The organism is Acinetobacter tibetensis (genome assembly GCF_023824315.1).
Lineage (GTDB): Bacteria > Pseudomonadota > Gammaproteobacteria > Pseudomonadales > Moraxellaceae > Acinetobacter > Acinetobacter tibetensis.
In genome coordinates this window covers 412,746-426,971 of sequence record NZ_CP098732.1, presented here as the reverse complement: position 1 = coordinate 426,971, position 14,226 = coordinate 412,746, and the positions used below count along the sequence as shown (strand labels likewise).

The following is a 14,226-nucleotide window of genomic DNA, read 5'->3' as shown; positions in this document are numbered from 1 at the left end:
TTTAGCATGAAAAATAGTTTCATTCCGACGGATATGTTGTTCTAGAATAAAGCAGTTCTGTTTTCTTGTTTTGAGTTGTGCTTCTATGCTTGTTTCCAAGCTTCCTGCATCATGGAATATCGATCAAGTTCTTAATGATCTTGACCAACATGGTTTTGCACTGATTGATCACGCCTATCCTAATGAATATGTAACTAATTTAGTCAATGAATGTACCTCACATTTAAATCAATTTCGTGAAGCAGCAATTCAAAATGGTGTGGTTAGTCAAATTCGTAGTGATCATATTTTATGGATTCATCCAGAATTACAAGTCGCACAACAACATGTCGAAACCTTATCGCTCTTGTCCGAACAACTGAATCAGGCGTTTTATTTAGGAATTCGTGAAGTTGAAGCGCATTTTGCTTGTTACCATGCAGGTGAATTTTATGCGTTACATCGAGACAATCCGCAACAGAAAAATGATCGCGTTATTTCAACGGTTTATTATTTGCATGAGCAATGGCAAGATGATTGGGGCGGCCAGCTTCGGCTTCAGGATAAAAATGGCGAGTGGCATATTATTCAACCACAACCCAATCGGATTGCCTTATTTCGCAGTGATTTACTACATGAAGTGATTAAAGCCAAACAACAGCGGCTTTCGATTACTGCATGGTTAAGAAGTGGCAATACCATCTGGTAAACCTTTAAATCTTCCCGAATGACCTTATATAGTAGGCTTAACTAGAGAGGACTGCACGAATGCTCAAAGATGCAAAGCAAATTATTGCGAGAATTGGCGAAACTGACCAAATGTATTTGGAAGGTAATACACCCGATTTAGCGCTTGAACGTGCAGACTTACGTTTGGCATTGGTGACGTTGAGTCGTGTTCGTCAGGAGCAGCTCCACTTTTTACAAGAAGCCATTGTGCTGCTTGAGCAAGGTCGCATCGAATTTGAAGAAATACCGCTACGTACTTATTTAGACTTGTCCTTACTTTTGGCCAAGGCCTACATGCTGTACTTTGAAATTACCAAAGAACAGCGTTTTGCTTTAATTACCCAGCAGATTCTAAAACCCTTAACTGTACATGAGCATGGTGATGTCTATTTCTTCCTTGCCTACGCCAGCGCATGTAAAAATGACACTGCCCTAAGTCGCCATTGGCTAAAGAAATATAGTCAAACCTCTGAATTTGATGCTTTCTTATTACAGCAACACTCTGCTTTTGCACCTTATCGTGAAATGCTATGGTTCGTTCAACTCACACAACCAAAACCACACTAAACATCGAAAATTTGTATTAAAAAAAGCGTCTTTCTGGACGCTTTTTTTTAGTATATAAATTGGGTCAACACAGCAACGGCTCAGGATGTTAAGCCGTTTGTAGTTTATAAGCATCCATATGCAGTTGTTGATTTAACTCATCAATCCAGATTGCCCAATCATCATCTTGTACCAAATGACTAATGAGAAAATCACGTTGTGAACGATTCCAAAACGGCGCTTCATGCAAAGATAAATGTGCAGGCAACTGATGTGTACGCACATACAGCTCTATAGCGGCCAGACTATTTGCCAGACCTAATTGTGAAAACAGTAGCTCTAAGGATGGATTATTTTTCATTGTTCCCCGCCCCTTATCAGTTCATCTGTGATTTATTATTTACTTAAGTTATAAGAAATATGTAGGCAAAAAAAGAGGCTATCGCAACTTTGTTGTAGCTTTTTGTGAACTACAGGAAAGTGCGACAGCCTACATTTTATTTGTTATTACCCTGAGAAATTCATGCCTCCAGCATCTTCATGCAATTGCTCATTTAAAATATCAATCACGATTGCCCATTCATCATCTTTGTCCCAGTGGCTATGTAAAAATTCACGCTGCGCATCTGTCCAAAAGCTTGCTTGATGCAGTTCAATATCTGCCGCCAGTTGATGGTGACGTATAAATTGCTCGATTGCACTTTCACTGGAATTTAAACCCAACTGGTCGAAAAGCAGTATTAGGGTTGGCTGTACATCAAACATATTACACCCCTATCTCGTTGTTCTCTTTTTAAGGTAACCGAATAGTACGATAAAATCATTCTGTATATTTTTTCAGCATGTTATTTTTTGTTGATTCTGTTCTGGAATAAAAAAAGCACCCTCTAAGAGGATGCTTTTTTTAACTTAATCGGTAAAGATTAAATTAGTTCACCATGTCAGCAATTGCTGCACGTTCTTCTTCTAGCTCATTAAGCGTGAAGTTAATACGCTCACGGCTGAATTCGTCGATTTCAAGACCTTGAACGATTTTGTATTCGCCATTTTCAGTTGTTACAGGGAAACCGAACATTACGCCTTCAGGAATACCATAAGAACCGTCAGAAGGAATACCCATTGTTACCCATTTGCCGTTTGTGCCAAGAGCCCAATCGCGCATGTGGTCGATTGCAGCATTCGCAGCAGACGCAGCAGAAGACAAACCACGTGCTTCGATGATCGCAGCACCACGTTTACCAACGGTAGGAAGGAATACATCTTTATTCCATACTGCATCGTTGATTTTGTCTTTTAAGCTTTCGCCGTTTACAGTTGCAAAGCGGTAGTCAGCATACATTGTTGGAGAGTGGTTACCCCAAACAGTCATGTCTTCGATGTCAGAAACTGCAACACCTGCTTTTTGCGCAAGTTGAGTTAACGCACGGTTGTGGTCAAGACGTAACATTGCAGTGAAGTTTTTCGCTGGAAGATCTGGAGCAGATTTCATTGCGATGTAAGCATTCGTGTTCGCAGGGTTACCTACAACAAGCACTTTAACGTCACGGCTAGCAACTTCATTCAGTGCTTGACCTTGACCAATAAAGATTTCGCCGTTCACTTTTAACAAGTCAGCACGTTCCATACCAGGACCACGTGGACGTGAACCAACCAATAACGCGTAGTCTGCATCTTTAAATGCAACTTTAGGATCATCAGTACCGATCATGCCAGCCAATAATGGGAAAGCACAGTCATCTAATTCCATCATTACGCCTTTAAGCGCAGCTTGAGCTTTCTCAAATGGAACTTCTAACAATTGCAAAATAACAGGTTGGTCTTTACCAAGCATTTCACCGCTAGCAATACGGAATAATAAGCTGTAACCGATTTGACCAGCTGCACCAGTAACGGCAACGCGAACAGGTTGCTTCATGTAAGTATCTCCAATTGAGGATCGTTAATATGATTAAACGGGTCTGTCCGTTTTCATCGAATTATCATAAACGGCAAAGATTGTACTCCAATACTTAAGGATATGCATAAAAAAGAGCATGAATTTCAACAAAAGTCTGATAGGAAATATAAATCAACCGTCACAAAAAACTTAGTATGACCCTTTAATCGTGATCTGACTTGGGCAATTCCCAACAACTGCGCTAGAGCATTGTTTATATTGCCCATTGGTTTTATAACAAACATTCACTTTGGTCAAAAAATTTTCACCGCGATAACTCTGGCACCCCAACTGAATTCCTGTACTTGGCAAGGTCGGGTTCAAACGCAAAAACTGTAATTTGATTTGACTTTGTGGCAAAGTTCGCGTTTCTGGGCTAGACAACTCTGCTGGAATCTTCAAACGTTCTGCATAATTAATAATGGTGCGAAAATACTGACTCGCCCCCATCGGCACACAGCCACCAATCGATTGCCAAAGCTGAACACGTGCATTTTCGTCTGGCATGACTCTAGCCACAACTTTGGCTTGCAAAGGAGACAATGTTGCAGAAGAGTTAATCTCGCAGTCTCGCCGCGTTGTTTCTGGCAATAATCCAACAATATTCAGCGAATACCCTTCCAAACATTTGCGTCGTTTACTGCGTTGACTATCCATCATACACGTTGCGGGTGTCATTTGGATTTCCATGACATAACCATGGAGCGCAACAGAAGAAGCGGCGTGGGTGAGTTGTGTACAAACAGCCAGACCCAAGCCACCTATCACTAGGCAGGTCACTTTAATCTGAGTGTTTTCAACTACATCAAACCACATGAATGCTCGACCTTCTCATGCTGCTTACACAATAAATTTATGGCGTACCACGATAAGGAATAATCTGCATACGATTCCCAATAGACTGAGCCCCTTGTCTCAACAAGACCCCATAATGCGTGGCATTGGTCATGACTTGTTTGACATAGTCTCGGGTTTCATTCAACGGGATGGTTTCCGTATATTGATCTGCGGCAAGGGGGCGATCATCAGGTTGCCAACGACGTGCCCGATTTGGCCCAGCATTATAGCCCGCAGTCGCCAACACAGGATTACTGCTTAATTGGCTATTAATCATTGACAGATAAAATGTTCCATAACGAATATTGGTATTCATATCTGATAACGCGGCAGGATTATAAGTTTCACCCATTTGCTTGGCAACTAATCGTGCGGTATCTGGCATGATCTGCATTAGACCACCTGCACCAACATGTGAACGAGCACTAGAAACAAAACGACTTTCCTGACGCATTAAACCATATGCCCATGCAGGGTCAATTCCTGCATTTTGACTATGGCTGACCACATAGCTTTGATGGGGCATCGCATAACGATACGCATAGTTATGCTTACTCTCGGTACGGTCTGCTGCATAAATGGCACGATCATACCAGCCCATATCGGTTGCGCGTTTTGCTGCTGCCAACAATAGACCATCATCATTTTTTAAATAGGCTTGGCGCACCGCCCAGTTCCATTCACGGTTTACATAGCTATCAGGTGCATTGACATTACGTAAAGCAAAAGCCCGATTAAAATGAATATCTTGACTCAAACGCTGCAAGTCACTGTTGGTTGGCTGTACATTATTCGGAATCGTGCTGTATCGCTGCCCCACATGGTCTTTAGCCAGTAAATTATGATACTGGTCGCCTTGAGCCAATTTACGGAAAATCTCCTGCGCACTACGTTTTGCACTGGCATCATTGCGTTGCTCATACGCACGGGCCAACCAATATTGCCAACGATCTTCTTGTTTTTGATTGACACTCATGGCATCAATAGCACGAATTAAACTTTCCCAAGCACTAAAACGAATGGCTTGGCGCGCATAGATTTCAGCTTCTTCTGGGCTAAATGGTAAGCCATAACTGGCATCCAAATTATTTAATACTTCACGCTTGAAGTTATTTTTCATTACGGTCGTACCACCAATATAACCGACCGCACGATACAAGGCTTTTTGTACCGTTTCCGGTGTTCCCTGCGCAGCACGTTGAACAGAGGACAACGCGGCATCTAGATCACTATCTGCCATACGCCCCATCGCAAAGATTAAATAAGCTTGCTCTTCTGCACTCGCTTTAGGTGCAGACCAGACATAATTTAATGGATCGGCCTGAATCTGATTCAACTGAGCTAGGCTTAAATTTAATCCCAACGACTGTGCTGTTGCTACAGCCTGCCCCGATTGACCTGCACGCAACAATCCCCATAGACGTTGTTGCCTATCTTGCTGAGTCATTAAAGGACTCGACAGCATTTGTCGTGCTAAACCTGTACAAGACTCTGGTTGCGAATTGGTCGTCAGCCAGACATCTTTATATTCTGCAAAAACCAATGCATCCCCAGTTTTTGCACGCACTTGGGCAACCGCACAACTTTCTGCCTGATCGGGATTGGTCACATAAGGTAAAACAGGCTGTGCAGTACTAAAATCGGCTTGCTTCACTTTTTCTTCGACATAATCTGCGGCTAATTTTTCCGCCATCGCCGATTGAGGATAACGACGCGCAAAATTAATAATATTGTTGGCTGGCTGAAAGCCCAAATTGGCGTTTAAAGCCCAATATTCTGGGTAGTAGCCCAAAGCATCATTTTGCATGGACATTTGGTATTGTTGTAATAACTCAGTGTTGCCAGAATTGGCTGCCTGCAAAGCATCATTAAATTGTTCATCTGCTGCATAGGCATGCCCTAATATGCCTATTGAAGCCACACTCCATGCAAGTACGTGATAATAATTTTTTTTATCTAACCACCGATTTAACATATGTGCGCCTTCATCCTTTATTTCAACCTATTCGACTCAATCTCAATGTAAACACTTCGTTCATGCGGCTAGTTTAGAATATTCTCTAGCAGCGCTGTTGTTGTGTTATGTAACCTTCTGATAAGGCAATATTAATTTTCAAGCATTTTTGCTTCATAAATCAATATTTTTGCTTCAATATTTAAAGCTGTCCGTTTTTCTATAAATCCTGCTAAAATACGCGCCTTTCTTATACTGCTATCGTGTTTAACCTTTGTTTCTATGCGTGTAAATGTTGGCTAGTTTTTTATTCCCAACCCACAACGCAGATACAGTTGTTACACGTTTCTCCGTTTTATCCTGTTAGGAGCCTACATGACGGTTCAAACCTTCATTCCAAATGGTGCCCAAGCTGCCTCAGAAAACACTGTTACCCAGCCACAGCACACCCCAGCCATCGATGGATCAGTTAAAAAACTGTATATCGAAACGCAAGGGTGTCAGATGAATGAGTATGACAGTCATCGTATGGCAGACTTACTTGGCGACTCGCACGGCTATGTGCTGACTCAAGACCCGAAAGAAGCCGATATTCTACTGATGAATACCTGCTCGATTCGTGAAAAAGCCCAAGAAAAAGTGTTCTCTGAGCTCGGTCGCTGGCGCAAGCTGAAAGACAAAAATCCTGATCTGATTATTGGGGTGGGTGGTTGTGTAGCCTCGCAAGAAGGTGACAATATTCAAAAACGTGCCAATTATGTCGACATGATTTTTGGTCCACAAACTTTGCACCGTTTGCCACAAATGCTTGATCAGCACTTTGATCAAATTGAAAAACCCAAGAAAGAAAAAATCAAACTGGTGGATATTTCTTTCCCTGACATTGAAAAATTCGACTTTTTACCTGAACCCCGTGTTGAAGGGTACAAGGCTTTTGTTTCAATTATGGAAGGTTGTTCAAAATATTGTTCATTCTGTGTGGTGCCCTACACCCGCGGTGAAGAAGTTTCTCGTCCACTCGATGACGTTTTAGCTGAAATTGCCACCTTAGCCGAAAAAGGCGTACGTGAAATTTCGCTATTGGGTCAAAACGTCAATGGCTACCGTGGTGAAACTTTCGAAGGCAATATCTGTACTTTTGCAGATTTATTGCGTTTGGTTGCAGAAATTCCAGGGATTGGGCGTTTGCGTTATACCACCTCGCACCCACTTGAATTTAATGATGATTTAATTGAATGTTACCGCGACCTTCCGCAAATGGTGTCGCATCTGCATTTGCCTGTACAAAGTGGCTCAAACGAGGTTCTGCAAGCCATGAAGCGTAACCACACGATTGATGTGTATATCGACAAAATTGCCAAATTACGCAAAGTTCGTCCTGACATGCATTTATCAAGTGACTTCATCATTGGCTTCCCGGGTGAAACTGATGCTCACTTTGAAGAAACCTATCAATTCATCAAAGATATGGACTTCGACCACTCCTACAGTTTTGTTTATTCAAAACGTCCGGGTACACCTGCATCTGACCTTGAAGACACTACACCTGAAGAGGTGAAAAAAGAACGTTTAGCCAAAGTTCAAAAGTGGATTAAACAATCCAGTATTAAAAAAACGGATGACATGCTCGGCAGCATACAACGGGTATTAATTGAGAAAGTTTCGGATAAAGATCCTAACTTACTGATTGGTACAGCAGACAACACCCGTTACGTGAGCTTTATCGGCGATGCAGCATGGGTTGGACGTTTCGCTGAGATCGAAATTACCGAGATTAAAACTTTGAATTTTGTTTATGGTGAACTCTTGAATCTTGAGCCTGACGTGGCGTAATGTAAGGGTATAGATTCAAGCTACCATAAAGGAACTCTCTTGACTGCAGCGATTCGACGTACAGTAACTTTTCCTGGTATTTCAATGGAGCGTTTAAAGAGCATGCTCGGTGCTTATAACGGTCACTTGAAACAAATTGAACAACGTCTAGATGTCCAAATTTCCCATCGAGGTGATTATTTCTACATCGATGGGGAGATTGATGCAGTCGAAAGAGCCGAGACACTCTTGCAACGTCTGCATGAAGAAGCTGAAACCTCTCAACAAATTACTGCCGACGTCATCCACATGATGATTCAAGGCAGCCAAACTGACCGTGAAATTCAAGAAGACTTTTCTGATAATGACCACACAGGTTTGGAGGATGTTTATCTACAAACCCGTAAAGGTCGGATTAATCCACGCGGTGCAAACCAACGACGCTATGTTCAGCGGATTCTGCAAAGCGATATTTCATTTGGTATTGGCCCTGCGGGGACAGGTAAGACTTATCTTGCCGTTGCAGCCGCAGTCGACATGTTAGAGCGCAACGAAATCCAACGTATTTTATTGGTGCGCCCTGCGGTGGAAGCAGGTGAAAAACTCGGTTTCCTACCGGGTGACTTAAGCCAGAAAATCGATCCCTACCTCCGCCCTTTATATGATGCCTTGTATGAAATGCTCGGTTTTGAAAAAGTGGCGAAACTGATTGAACGTCAAGTAATTGAAGTTGCTCCACTGGCCTACATGCGTGGTCGTACCTTAAATCATTCTTTCGTAATTCTGGACGAAGCACAAAATACCACACCTGAACAAATGAAAATGTTCCTGACTCGTTTAGGCTTTGGTTCACGTGCGGTGATTACTGGTGATGTCACGCAAGTCGATTTACCACGTGGTCAGCAGTCAGGTCTCGCACATGCACTACGTGTCATTGAAAATGTGAAAGAAATTCACATCACCCGCTTCCATTCACGTGATGTGGTCCGTCATCAACTGGTTCAAAAAATCGTAGAAGCTTACGAAGGTTGGGACAGTGAACAACAACGCCTGAGTGCCGAAGCACGTGCAGAACGTAAAGCGCGTCAAGAAGCCTTAATTGCTGAAAATGATGCTGCTGCGGATGCACAAGATTAACCGCTTTAAGGATTCATTTTGAAACTTAGTCTTTCTCTACAACAGTCGTTTCAGTCCCCAGCGTTGGTACTGAAACGCGCTTATCTCAAAAAAATCGTGGAAACCAGCTTACGCCATATCGATACACAAAGTGACTGTGAAATAGGTATTGCCTGTGTCGACAATGCGGAAAGTCATAAATTGAATTTGGAATACCGCGGCAAAGACAAACCCACCAATGTGTTGTCTTTTCCAAGTGACCTGCCAGATGAAATGGCACAAGTTCTTGATTCATTTCCGCTTGGTGATTTAGTGATTTGCATTCCTGTTGTGCTTTTAGAAGCGCAAGAGCAAAACAAAGCACCTTTGACGCATTTCACGCACATGCTGGTACATGGCACTTTGCACTTAATGGGCTACGACCATGAAACCTCTGAAGCAGATGCTGAGGAAATGGAAGCACTGGAAATTGAAATTTTAGCCAAACTGGGTTTTGACAATCCATATTTAGAACAAGACTAAATTTTAAAAATGCGAGCTTCGGCTCGCTTTTTAATGCACGTCACAATGACAAATCTCAAAGAGATACAACAGGACAACTATGAAGTACGTGGTTATTTTTAAAGCCAAAATTAAAGCCTTAGATGAACAATATTCTCAAACGGCGCAGTTATTACGTGAAAAAGCACTGAGTCAGTTTAATTGTCAAAAGTTTGAAGCCATTTCCGAGCAAGACTTTGAAATTGCATTGTCTTACTGGGACAGCTTGGCAGACATTCAGGCATGGCATCAAGATGCAGAACACCAAGTGGCGCAGCAATTAGGTAAAGAACAATGGTATCAATCGTTTAGTGTAGAAATTTGTAAGATTGAACGCCACTATTCCCACTCAGTCCATTCAATTTAATGCACTTCAAACTCTGCTTCAGCAGGGTCAAAACGCCACGTTCGGACAATGCGTAACTCAGAGATATCTTTCATTTTGCTATCAAATCCAGTAAATGGCGCTGCTTTACGTACCGATGCTTTCGCTGCTTCATCAAGTAAGTCGTGCCCAGAACTTTCAATTAAACGAATGGCCCGAATCCCGCCATTGCGGTTCAGAATGACCATCAAGCGAACTTCACCCGCTAAACGCTGCTGTTTTGCTTGCTCTGGATAATAACGGTTACCGTAAAATTCTACTTTCTGTCTAAATTTTTCTAAATATGCCGCTGTAATATCTTGTTTGGCTTGAATACCATCGACCGTTTTAATTTTCTGTTGGCGGCTGAAATTCTGTTGGCGCTGTAAATATTGTGCTTCCAGACTCGCCACCATGGCAGCTTTGGCTTGGAACTGACTATTTAATTCATCCATCGCCTTTTTCCGACGAGTTTGTTCTGCTTGCTTTTGCCAACTGAGCGTGGTCATCAAGACTTTTTCTTCAAAATTCAGTTCACGTTTTTGTTGGGTCTTTTGCAATGTTTCCATTTGCTTTTCACCCGCACTTTGTTCCAGCATAGGTGCTGGCATATCGCTCGACATTCGATGTGCTTCACGAAATGTTCCTGAACCGTTCTGATCTGCTTGCGCCAGAAAATCTGCATGTTCAACCTTTTGTTCACTTGGTCGTAACGTCACTGCAATTTCCTTCACTGTCGCATCTTGTTGCGTGGGTGCAGCAAATTCAATGGCTAAAACAGCAAGATGTAAAGCCAGCGCAAAGCCCACCGCAGTTGTAAAAATCGGGTCTTTCCACCACGCGCGCAATAAAGGCGTATAATTTATTTTATTCAGTATCATAACTAACCGACAAACTGCCTTCCCCACACTGCATATACAGTAAAATTTTGACTTGGTTGCTATTATGTTGATAAAAACCTGACGTTCATCAATACAACAGAATCACTGTCTTAAAATACTGAAAATGGTGCAATTAATTTTGCTAAACTGCAAGATTGAATTTTTGTATTTTAAATACAATTCGGCAAAATTAATCAAAAGCCAGTAGATTCACTTGCTAGGATGCCTTTATGCAAACGCTACTTTCCAATATTTCTAAACGGCTACATCAAGTGTACCAAAAAGCGGAAGGCTTTATTGAAGATGAACGTGAATTTCCACTCTCACAAGTCTTTTTAAATGCGACTTTCCAACGCTTTGTCACTGACAATGTGAAAATGCTGAAAGATTTGCATGCAGACCTACATGATGACTGGTTACGTCTCTATGCTACTTTAGAGTTCAAAGGGATTTATACCACCCTCTCTGTCGATCTAAAGCTGGTACAAATGGAAATGAACAAAGACATTCAACTGATTGTGTTCGAGCAAATTAGTGATACGCAGGTCATAGAAGCTAAATTTCAAAATGTATTCCATAAAATGGGTTTTAATGCTGCCATCTTTTTCTATCAAAAAATTTTGAATAAAGATCCTCTAGGCATGATTTTAGAAAAATTGAATGTGATTAAAGTGAAGGATGATTTATTACATTTAGATCTGAATCGTTGGCTGGGTAAAAAACGCTCAATCCTAGATACACTCAATAAAGTGCATGTCAATCATGCGGTTTTGCGCGAAGCTGAATTGGTGGTTTTAGGCAATGTCAATTTAGCCGCCTTATTTGGCAGAATGACCGAAGATGAAATTGAAGATTGGGCACATGAAGGCATTCCTGAAAACCACGTCACGCCCATTAAACAAAAGCGTAAGTAAGCACAGATTTCATCCCCAACTTGGCGTGAAATACCAAGAAAAAAGGCTACAGGAAAGATACACTTTGCACAAAAAAGCAGATTTTATCTTCATAATACATAGGCATAATAAACGGGTGTAATTTTACAATACACTTATTCTAAACTTCACAGGAACACTTTCACTAATGGCTAAAAATGTTTTAAAAACAATAGCAATAACAACAGGCATTGCCTCTACATTGTTATTTACTGGCTTTTCCAGCCAAGCATTCGCCATGAGTCCCTTCCAAGCAAGTTATCAATTTAACTACAATGGCAAGAACATGGGCTCGGCGACTCGTACCTTAAGCAAATCAGGAAATAACTGGACCTATGTTTTTGCAGCCAAAGCAGGTGCAGTGGCTTCTGCTTCTGAAACCAGCCGTTTCGGTTTCAATGGGGGCAAAATTAGTTCCAATAGTTTCAGCCGAACCAGCAAAATTTTGGTGCACAATAACACCATGAGTATCAACTTTAATCCAAGTAGCAAAACCATTAACACCAAAAAAGATGATAAAGCACGTTCATTTGCTTGGAAGGCTGGCGTACTGGATGAGCTGAATGCCGAATTGCAAATTCGTGAAGACTTGAAAGGTGTCGGCATGAAATCGACCTACCTGATTGCAGATGCAAAAGAAGTCGAAGCCCGCCAATTCATAAAACAAGGTTCTGAAAAAATTAAAACCTCTTATGGTACTTTCGATACCGTTAAAGTGGTGATGAAACATGATAAACCTGGTCGTGATACTATCTTCTGGTTAGCTCCTAAATTGGATTATCTCCCAGTAAAAGTGACCCATCAGGATGGAAAATCATCTTACGGTCTACTGTTAACTGGATATAAAGGCCCCACTAATTAGACCATTTAGTCAATTTTACTTGCATTTTTTCGGGTGCTTTTTAAAATACGCTTTTGCTTGAAAAAGCACCTGCCCCTGAGGATTCTCCCGTGCATGCACTAGAACAGAAAATCTTAGCAGAAGGTATCGTTCTCTCTGATCAAGTTCTGAAAGTCGATTCTTTCTTAAACCACCAAATTGACCCCGTTCTGATGCAACAGATTGGTCAAGAGTTTGCGCGTCTGTTTAAAGATGCTGGAATCACCAAAATCATCACAATTGAAGCATCAGGTATTGCACCTGCTGTTATGGCTGGTTTAGAACTCGGTGTGCCTGTCATTTTTGCACGTAAATATCAGTCTTTAACTTTAAAAGATGATTTATACCGTTCAAAAGTTTTCTCTTTCACCAAGCAAATTGAAAGTACGATTGCTATTTCAAACAAACACATCAGCGCAACAGATAAAGTATTGGTCATTGATGACTTTTTAGCCAATGGTCAAGCCGCTTTAGGTCTTGCTGATTTGATTCACCAAGCTCAAGCTGAAGTTGTGGGAATTGGCATTGTGATTGAGAAATCATTCCAGCCTGGTCGTGCATTGTTATTGGAAAAAGGTTACCGTGTTGAATCTTTGGCACGGGTAAAATCGTTAACCAATGGTACAGTTGAATTTGAACGCGACTAAGTTCAAATACTGTATTTAAAGAGCGCTTAAGCGCTCTTTTTTATTGGCCTATTCTCAATACGCTAAATACTCACAGCACTTTTATGCCGATCAGTTTCATCTTTTTTTAGAAAAACTCAGAAAAAATGCTGCAAACTTATTTAATTGAACATGATTCTCTTGCATGAATTGGGGGAGAATTTACCATTATCTTACCAACCTACTCTGCCAAAGATGCCATCAAGTACTTTAAACAGATACGTGCTGCTATTGAAGATCTGAAAATTTCGTATCTAGAAGAGGTTATCTGTTTTACCGTCAGTATTGGAGGCGCTACAGACTTGAGTGCGGAAACGGTATTGAAACGTGCCGATGCGTTGTACCAAGCCAAGCAAGCAGGACGTCCAGAATATCAACTTTAAGATGAAATCGAATACGCGTATCCATGCTTCATATTTACTTCATAATGACGTGTAGAAGGACACCCCGTTACAACTCAATTAAACACATGACTGTTCTTTTTCGCTAGAATTCACTCTAGATTTACGGACTTAGTGAATTCATACAAGTCATAGCAGCACATGGCGGTTCTGCTGACACGTAAATCTTGACAAAAATTGCTGTATCTCGTAATTGAGTTTATGGCACGCAAAGGCAAATCATCTATGGAAAATACGATTCTCTGTCCTAAATGTGGTTCAAGTGAAGTTGAAAAACGCGACCATGACCAACACCTGAAAAAAGCCAGTGGGATTTTACTGGGTTCTGCAGGCGTTGCAGCAGGAACTGTGGGTGGCGCTGCCACTGGAGCATCAACAGGTGCCGCTATTGGAGCTGTAGCTGGGCCACTGGGCGTTATTGTGGGCGGTACAGTAGGCACTTTTATTGGTGGAATTAGTGTTGGAATTACAGGGGGCTTTCTAGGCAACTATTTTGGCAAGAAGGCAGGTGTTGTGATTGATAAGAATATTTTTCTCGATTACAAATGTTCAAAATGTAATTATCGCTTTAAGCAAAAAATTGAGAAATCATAAGCCTGTACTGGCTTTGATTTAAAAACAAAAGGTCAACATCATCTTGATGCTGACCTTTCA

General features: G+C 41.5%; 18 protein-coding genes. 11 read left to right on the top strand and 7 right to left on the bottom strand.

Going from position 1 to position 14,226, the window contains the following annotated elements:
- Nucleotides 1–85: 85 nt before the first annotated feature.
- Both M5E07_RS02090 and M5E07_RS02085 read left to right on the top strand, forming a co-directional pair.
- Complete coding sequence (locus M5E07_RS02090; RefSeq protein ID WP_252221437.1) at nucleotides 86–688, top strand: 2OG-Fe(II) oxygenase; 603 nt, start codon at nucleotides 86–88, stop codon at nucleotides 686–688.
- A gap of 59 nt (nucleotides 689–747) precedes the next feature.
- Complete coding sequence (locus M5E07_RS02085) at nucleotides 748–1,275, top strand: hypothetical protein (RefSeq protein ID WP_116761873.1); 528 nt, start codon at nucleotides 748–750, stop codon at nucleotides 1,273–1,275.
- Nucleotides 1,276–1,363: 88 nt separating this feature from the next.
- On the opposite strand, the gene M5E07_RS02080 is transcribed toward M5E07_RS02085, so the two are convergent.
- From M5E07_RS02080 to M5E07_RS02060, 5 genes are all read right to left on the bottom strand, one after another.
- A complete protein-coding gene (locus M5E07_RS02080; RefSeq protein ID WP_016168546.1) occupies nucleotides 1,364–1,615 on the bottom strand; it encodes a DUF2789 family protein in 252 nt (83 codons plus the stop codon).
- Nucleotides 1,616–1,761: 146 nt separating this feature from the next.
- Nucleotides 1,762–2,019, bottom strand: coding sequence for a DUF2789 family protein (locus M5E07_RS02075; protein ID WP_116761876.1), 258 nt, complete (start codon nucleotides 2,017–2,019; stop codon nucleotides 1,762–1,764).
- A gap of 163 nt (nucleotides 2,020–2,182) precedes the next feature.
- Nucleotides 2,183–3,169: a malate dehydrogenase gene (locus tag M5E07_RS02070; protein WP_116761878.1), complete on the bottom strand. Its 987-nt coding sequence runs from the start codon at nucleotides 3,167–3,169 to the stop codon at nucleotides 2,183–2,185.
- Nucleotides 3,170–3,340: 171 nt separating this feature from the next.
- Entirely contained in the window at nucleotides 3,341–4,006 is a 666-nt protein-coding gene (locus tag M5E07_RS02065; protein ID WP_116761880.1) for a ribonuclease T2 family protein, read from the bottom strand.
- Nucleotides 4,007–4,043: 37 nt separating this feature from the next.
- On the bottom strand, nucleotides 4,044–6,002 hold the full coding sequence (locus M5E07_RS02060; protein WP_252221435.1) for a lytic transglycosylase domain-containing protein: 1,959 nt from the start codon (nucleotides 6,000–6,002) through the stop codon (nucleotides 4,044–4,046).
- A gap of 354 nt (nucleotides 6,003–6,356) precedes the next feature.
- Between M5E07_RS02060 and miaB the strand changes: the two genes are divergently transcribed.
- The 4 genes from miaB (at nucleotide 6,357) to M5E07_RS02040 (ending at nucleotide 9,816) form a co-directional block, all read left to right on the top strand.
- Nucleotides 6,357–7,814 (top strand): tRNA (N6-isopentenyl adenosine(37)-C2)-methylthiotransferase MiaB, encoded by a 1,458-nt coding sequence (gene miaB / locus M5E07_RS02055; RefSeq protein ID WP_252221433.1) that lies wholly within the window; start codon nucleotides 6,357–6,359, stop codon nucleotides 7,812–7,814.
- A 39-nt stretch (nucleotides 7,815–7,853) separates the two neighbouring features.
- The gene (locus M5E07_RS02050) at nucleotides 7,854–8,930 is read left to right on the top strand and encodes a PhoH family protein (protein WP_116761887.1); all 1,077 of its coding nucleotides are present in this window, start codon (nucleotides 7,854–7,856) and stop codon (nucleotides 8,928–8,930) included.
- 18 nt (nucleotides 8,931–8,948) lie between these two features.
- Nucleotides 8,949–9,431: an rRNA maturation RNase YbeY gene (gene ybeY, locus M5E07_RS02045; protein WP_252221431.1), complete on the top strand. Its 483-nt coding sequence runs from the start codon at nucleotides 8,949–8,951 to the stop codon at nucleotides 9,429–9,431.
- A gap of 79 nt (nucleotides 9,432–9,510) precedes the next feature.
- Nucleotides 9,511–9,816 carry an antibiotic biosynthesis monooxygenase family protein gene (locus M5E07_RS02040; protein ID WP_252221424.1) on the top strand — a complete coding sequence of 102 codons (306 nt, stop codon included), beginning with the start codon at nucleotides 9,511–9,513 and terminating at the stop codon, nucleotides 9,814–9,816.
- Here the strand turns inward: M5E07_RS02040 and M5E07_RS02035 are convergent.
- Complete coding sequence (locus M5E07_RS02035) at nucleotides 9,813–10,694, bottom strand: energy transducer TonB (RefSeq protein WP_116761893.1); 882 nt, start codon at nucleotides 10,692–10,694, stop codon at nucleotides 9,813–9,815. The genes M5E07_RS02040 and M5E07_RS02035 overlap by 4 nt on opposite strands.
- A gap of 230 nt (nucleotides 10,695–10,924) precedes the next feature.
- Between M5E07_RS02035 and M5E07_RS02030 the strand changes: the two genes are divergently transcribed.
- Entirely contained in the window at nucleotides 10,925–11,608 is a 684-nt protein-coding gene (locus M5E07_RS02030) for a hypothetical protein (RefSeq protein ID WP_252221422.1), read from the top strand.
- A 123-nt stretch (nucleotides 11,609–11,731) separates the two neighbouring features.
- Here M5E07_RS02030 and M5E07_RS16320 read toward each other — a convergent pair whose 3' ends face one another.
- Nucleotides 11,732–11,866 carry a hypothetical protein gene (locus M5E07_RS16320; protein WP_265735816.1) on the bottom strand — a complete coding sequence of 45 codons (135 nt, stop codon included), beginning with the start codon at nucleotides 11,864–11,866 and terminating at the stop codon, nucleotides 11,732–11,734.
- On the opposite strand from M5E07_RS16320, the gene M5E07_RS02025 reads away from it, so the two are divergent.
- From M5E07_RS02025 to M5E07_RS02015, 4 genes are all read left to right on the top strand, one after another.
- On the top strand, nucleotides 11,829–12,488 hold the full coding sequence (locus tag M5E07_RS02025) for a DUF3108 domain-containing protein (protein ID WP_252223655.1): 660 nt from the start codon (nucleotides 11,829–11,831) through the stop codon (nucleotides 12,486–12,488). The two genes, M5E07_RS16320 and M5E07_RS02025, sit on opposite strands and share 38 nt — an antisense overlap.
- 89 nt (nucleotides 12,489–12,577) lie before the next feature.
- Nucleotides 12,578–13,153, top strand: a complete 576-nt coding sequence (locus tag M5E07_RS02020; protein WP_116761900.1) for a xanthine phosphoribosyltransferase — start codon at nucleotides 12,578–12,580, stop codon at nucleotides 13,151–13,153.
- Between the two features lie 167 nt (nucleotides 13,154–13,320).
- Nucleotides 13,321–13,554, top strand: coding sequence for a diguanylate cyclase (locus M5E07_RS16345; protein WP_350464058.1), 234 nt, complete (start codon nucleotides 13,321–13,323; stop codon nucleotides 13,552–13,554).
- Nucleotides 13,555–13,797: 243 nt separating this feature from the next.
- Entirely contained in the window at nucleotides 13,798–14,166 is a 369-nt protein-coding gene (locus M5E07_RS02015; RefSeq protein ID WP_116761993.1) for a hypothetical protein, read from the top strand.
- Nucleotides 14,167–14,226: the final 60 nt, after the last annotated feature.

What these genes read in the sequence shown, in the direction of transcription:
- M5E07_RS02075 (WP_116761876.1), bottom strand. Translation starts at nt 2,019, where the DNA reads ATGTTTGATGTACAGCCAACCCTAATACTGCTTTTCGACCAGTTGGGT.
- miaB (WP_252221433.1), top strand. Translation starts at nt 6,357, where the DNA reads ATGACGGTTCAAACCTTCATTCCAAATGGTGCCCAAGCTGCCTCAGAA.
- M5E07_RS02070 (WP_116761878.1), bottom strand. Translation starts at nt 3,169, where the DNA reads ATGAAGCAACCTGTTCGCGTTGCCGTTACTGGTGCAGCTGGTCAAATC.
- M5E07_RS02030 (WP_252221422.1), top strand. Translation starts at nt 10,925, where the DNA reads ATGCAAACGCTACTTTCCAATATTTCTAAACGGCTACATCAAGTGTAC.
- M5E07_RS02065 (WP_116761880.1), bottom strand. Translation starts at nt 4,006, where the DNA reads ATGTGGTTTGATGTAGTTGAAAACACTCAGATTAAAGTGACCTGCCTA.
- M5E07_RS02060 (WP_252221435.1), bottom strand. Translation starts at nt 6,002, where the DNA reads ATGTTAAATCGGTGGTTAGATAAAAAAAATTATTATCACGTACTTGCA.
- M5E07_RS02015 (WP_116761993.1), top strand. Translation starts at nt 13,798, where the DNA reads ATGGAAAATACGATTCTCTGTCCTAAATGTGGTTCAAGTGAAGTTGAA.
- M5E07_RS16320 (WP_265735816.1), bottom strand. Translation starts at nt 11,866, where the DNA reads ATGGCGAATGCTTGGCTGGAAAAGCCAGTAAATAACAATGTAGAGGCA.
- M5E07_RS02090 (WP_252221437.1), top strand. Translation starts at nt 86, where the DNA reads ATGCTTGTTTCCAAGCTTCCTGCATCATGGAATATCGATCAAGTTCTT.
- M5E07_RS02080 (WP_016168546.1), bottom strand. Translation starts at nt 1,615, where the DNA reads ATGAAAAATAATCCATCCTTAGAGCTACTGTTTTCACAATTAGGTCTG.
- M5E07_RS02040 (WP_252221424.1), top strand. Translation starts at nt 9,511, where the DNA reads ATGAAGTACGTGGTTATTTTTAAAGCCAAAATTAAAGCCTTAGATGAA.
- M5E07_RS02085 (WP_116761873.1), top strand. Translation starts at nt 748, where the DNA reads ATGCTCAAAGATGCAAAGCAAATTATTGCGAGAATTGGCGAAACTGAC.
- M5E07_RS02035 (WP_116761893.1), bottom strand. Translation starts at nt 10,694, where the DNA reads ATGATACTGAATAAAATAAATTATACGCCTTTATTGCGCGCGTGGTGG.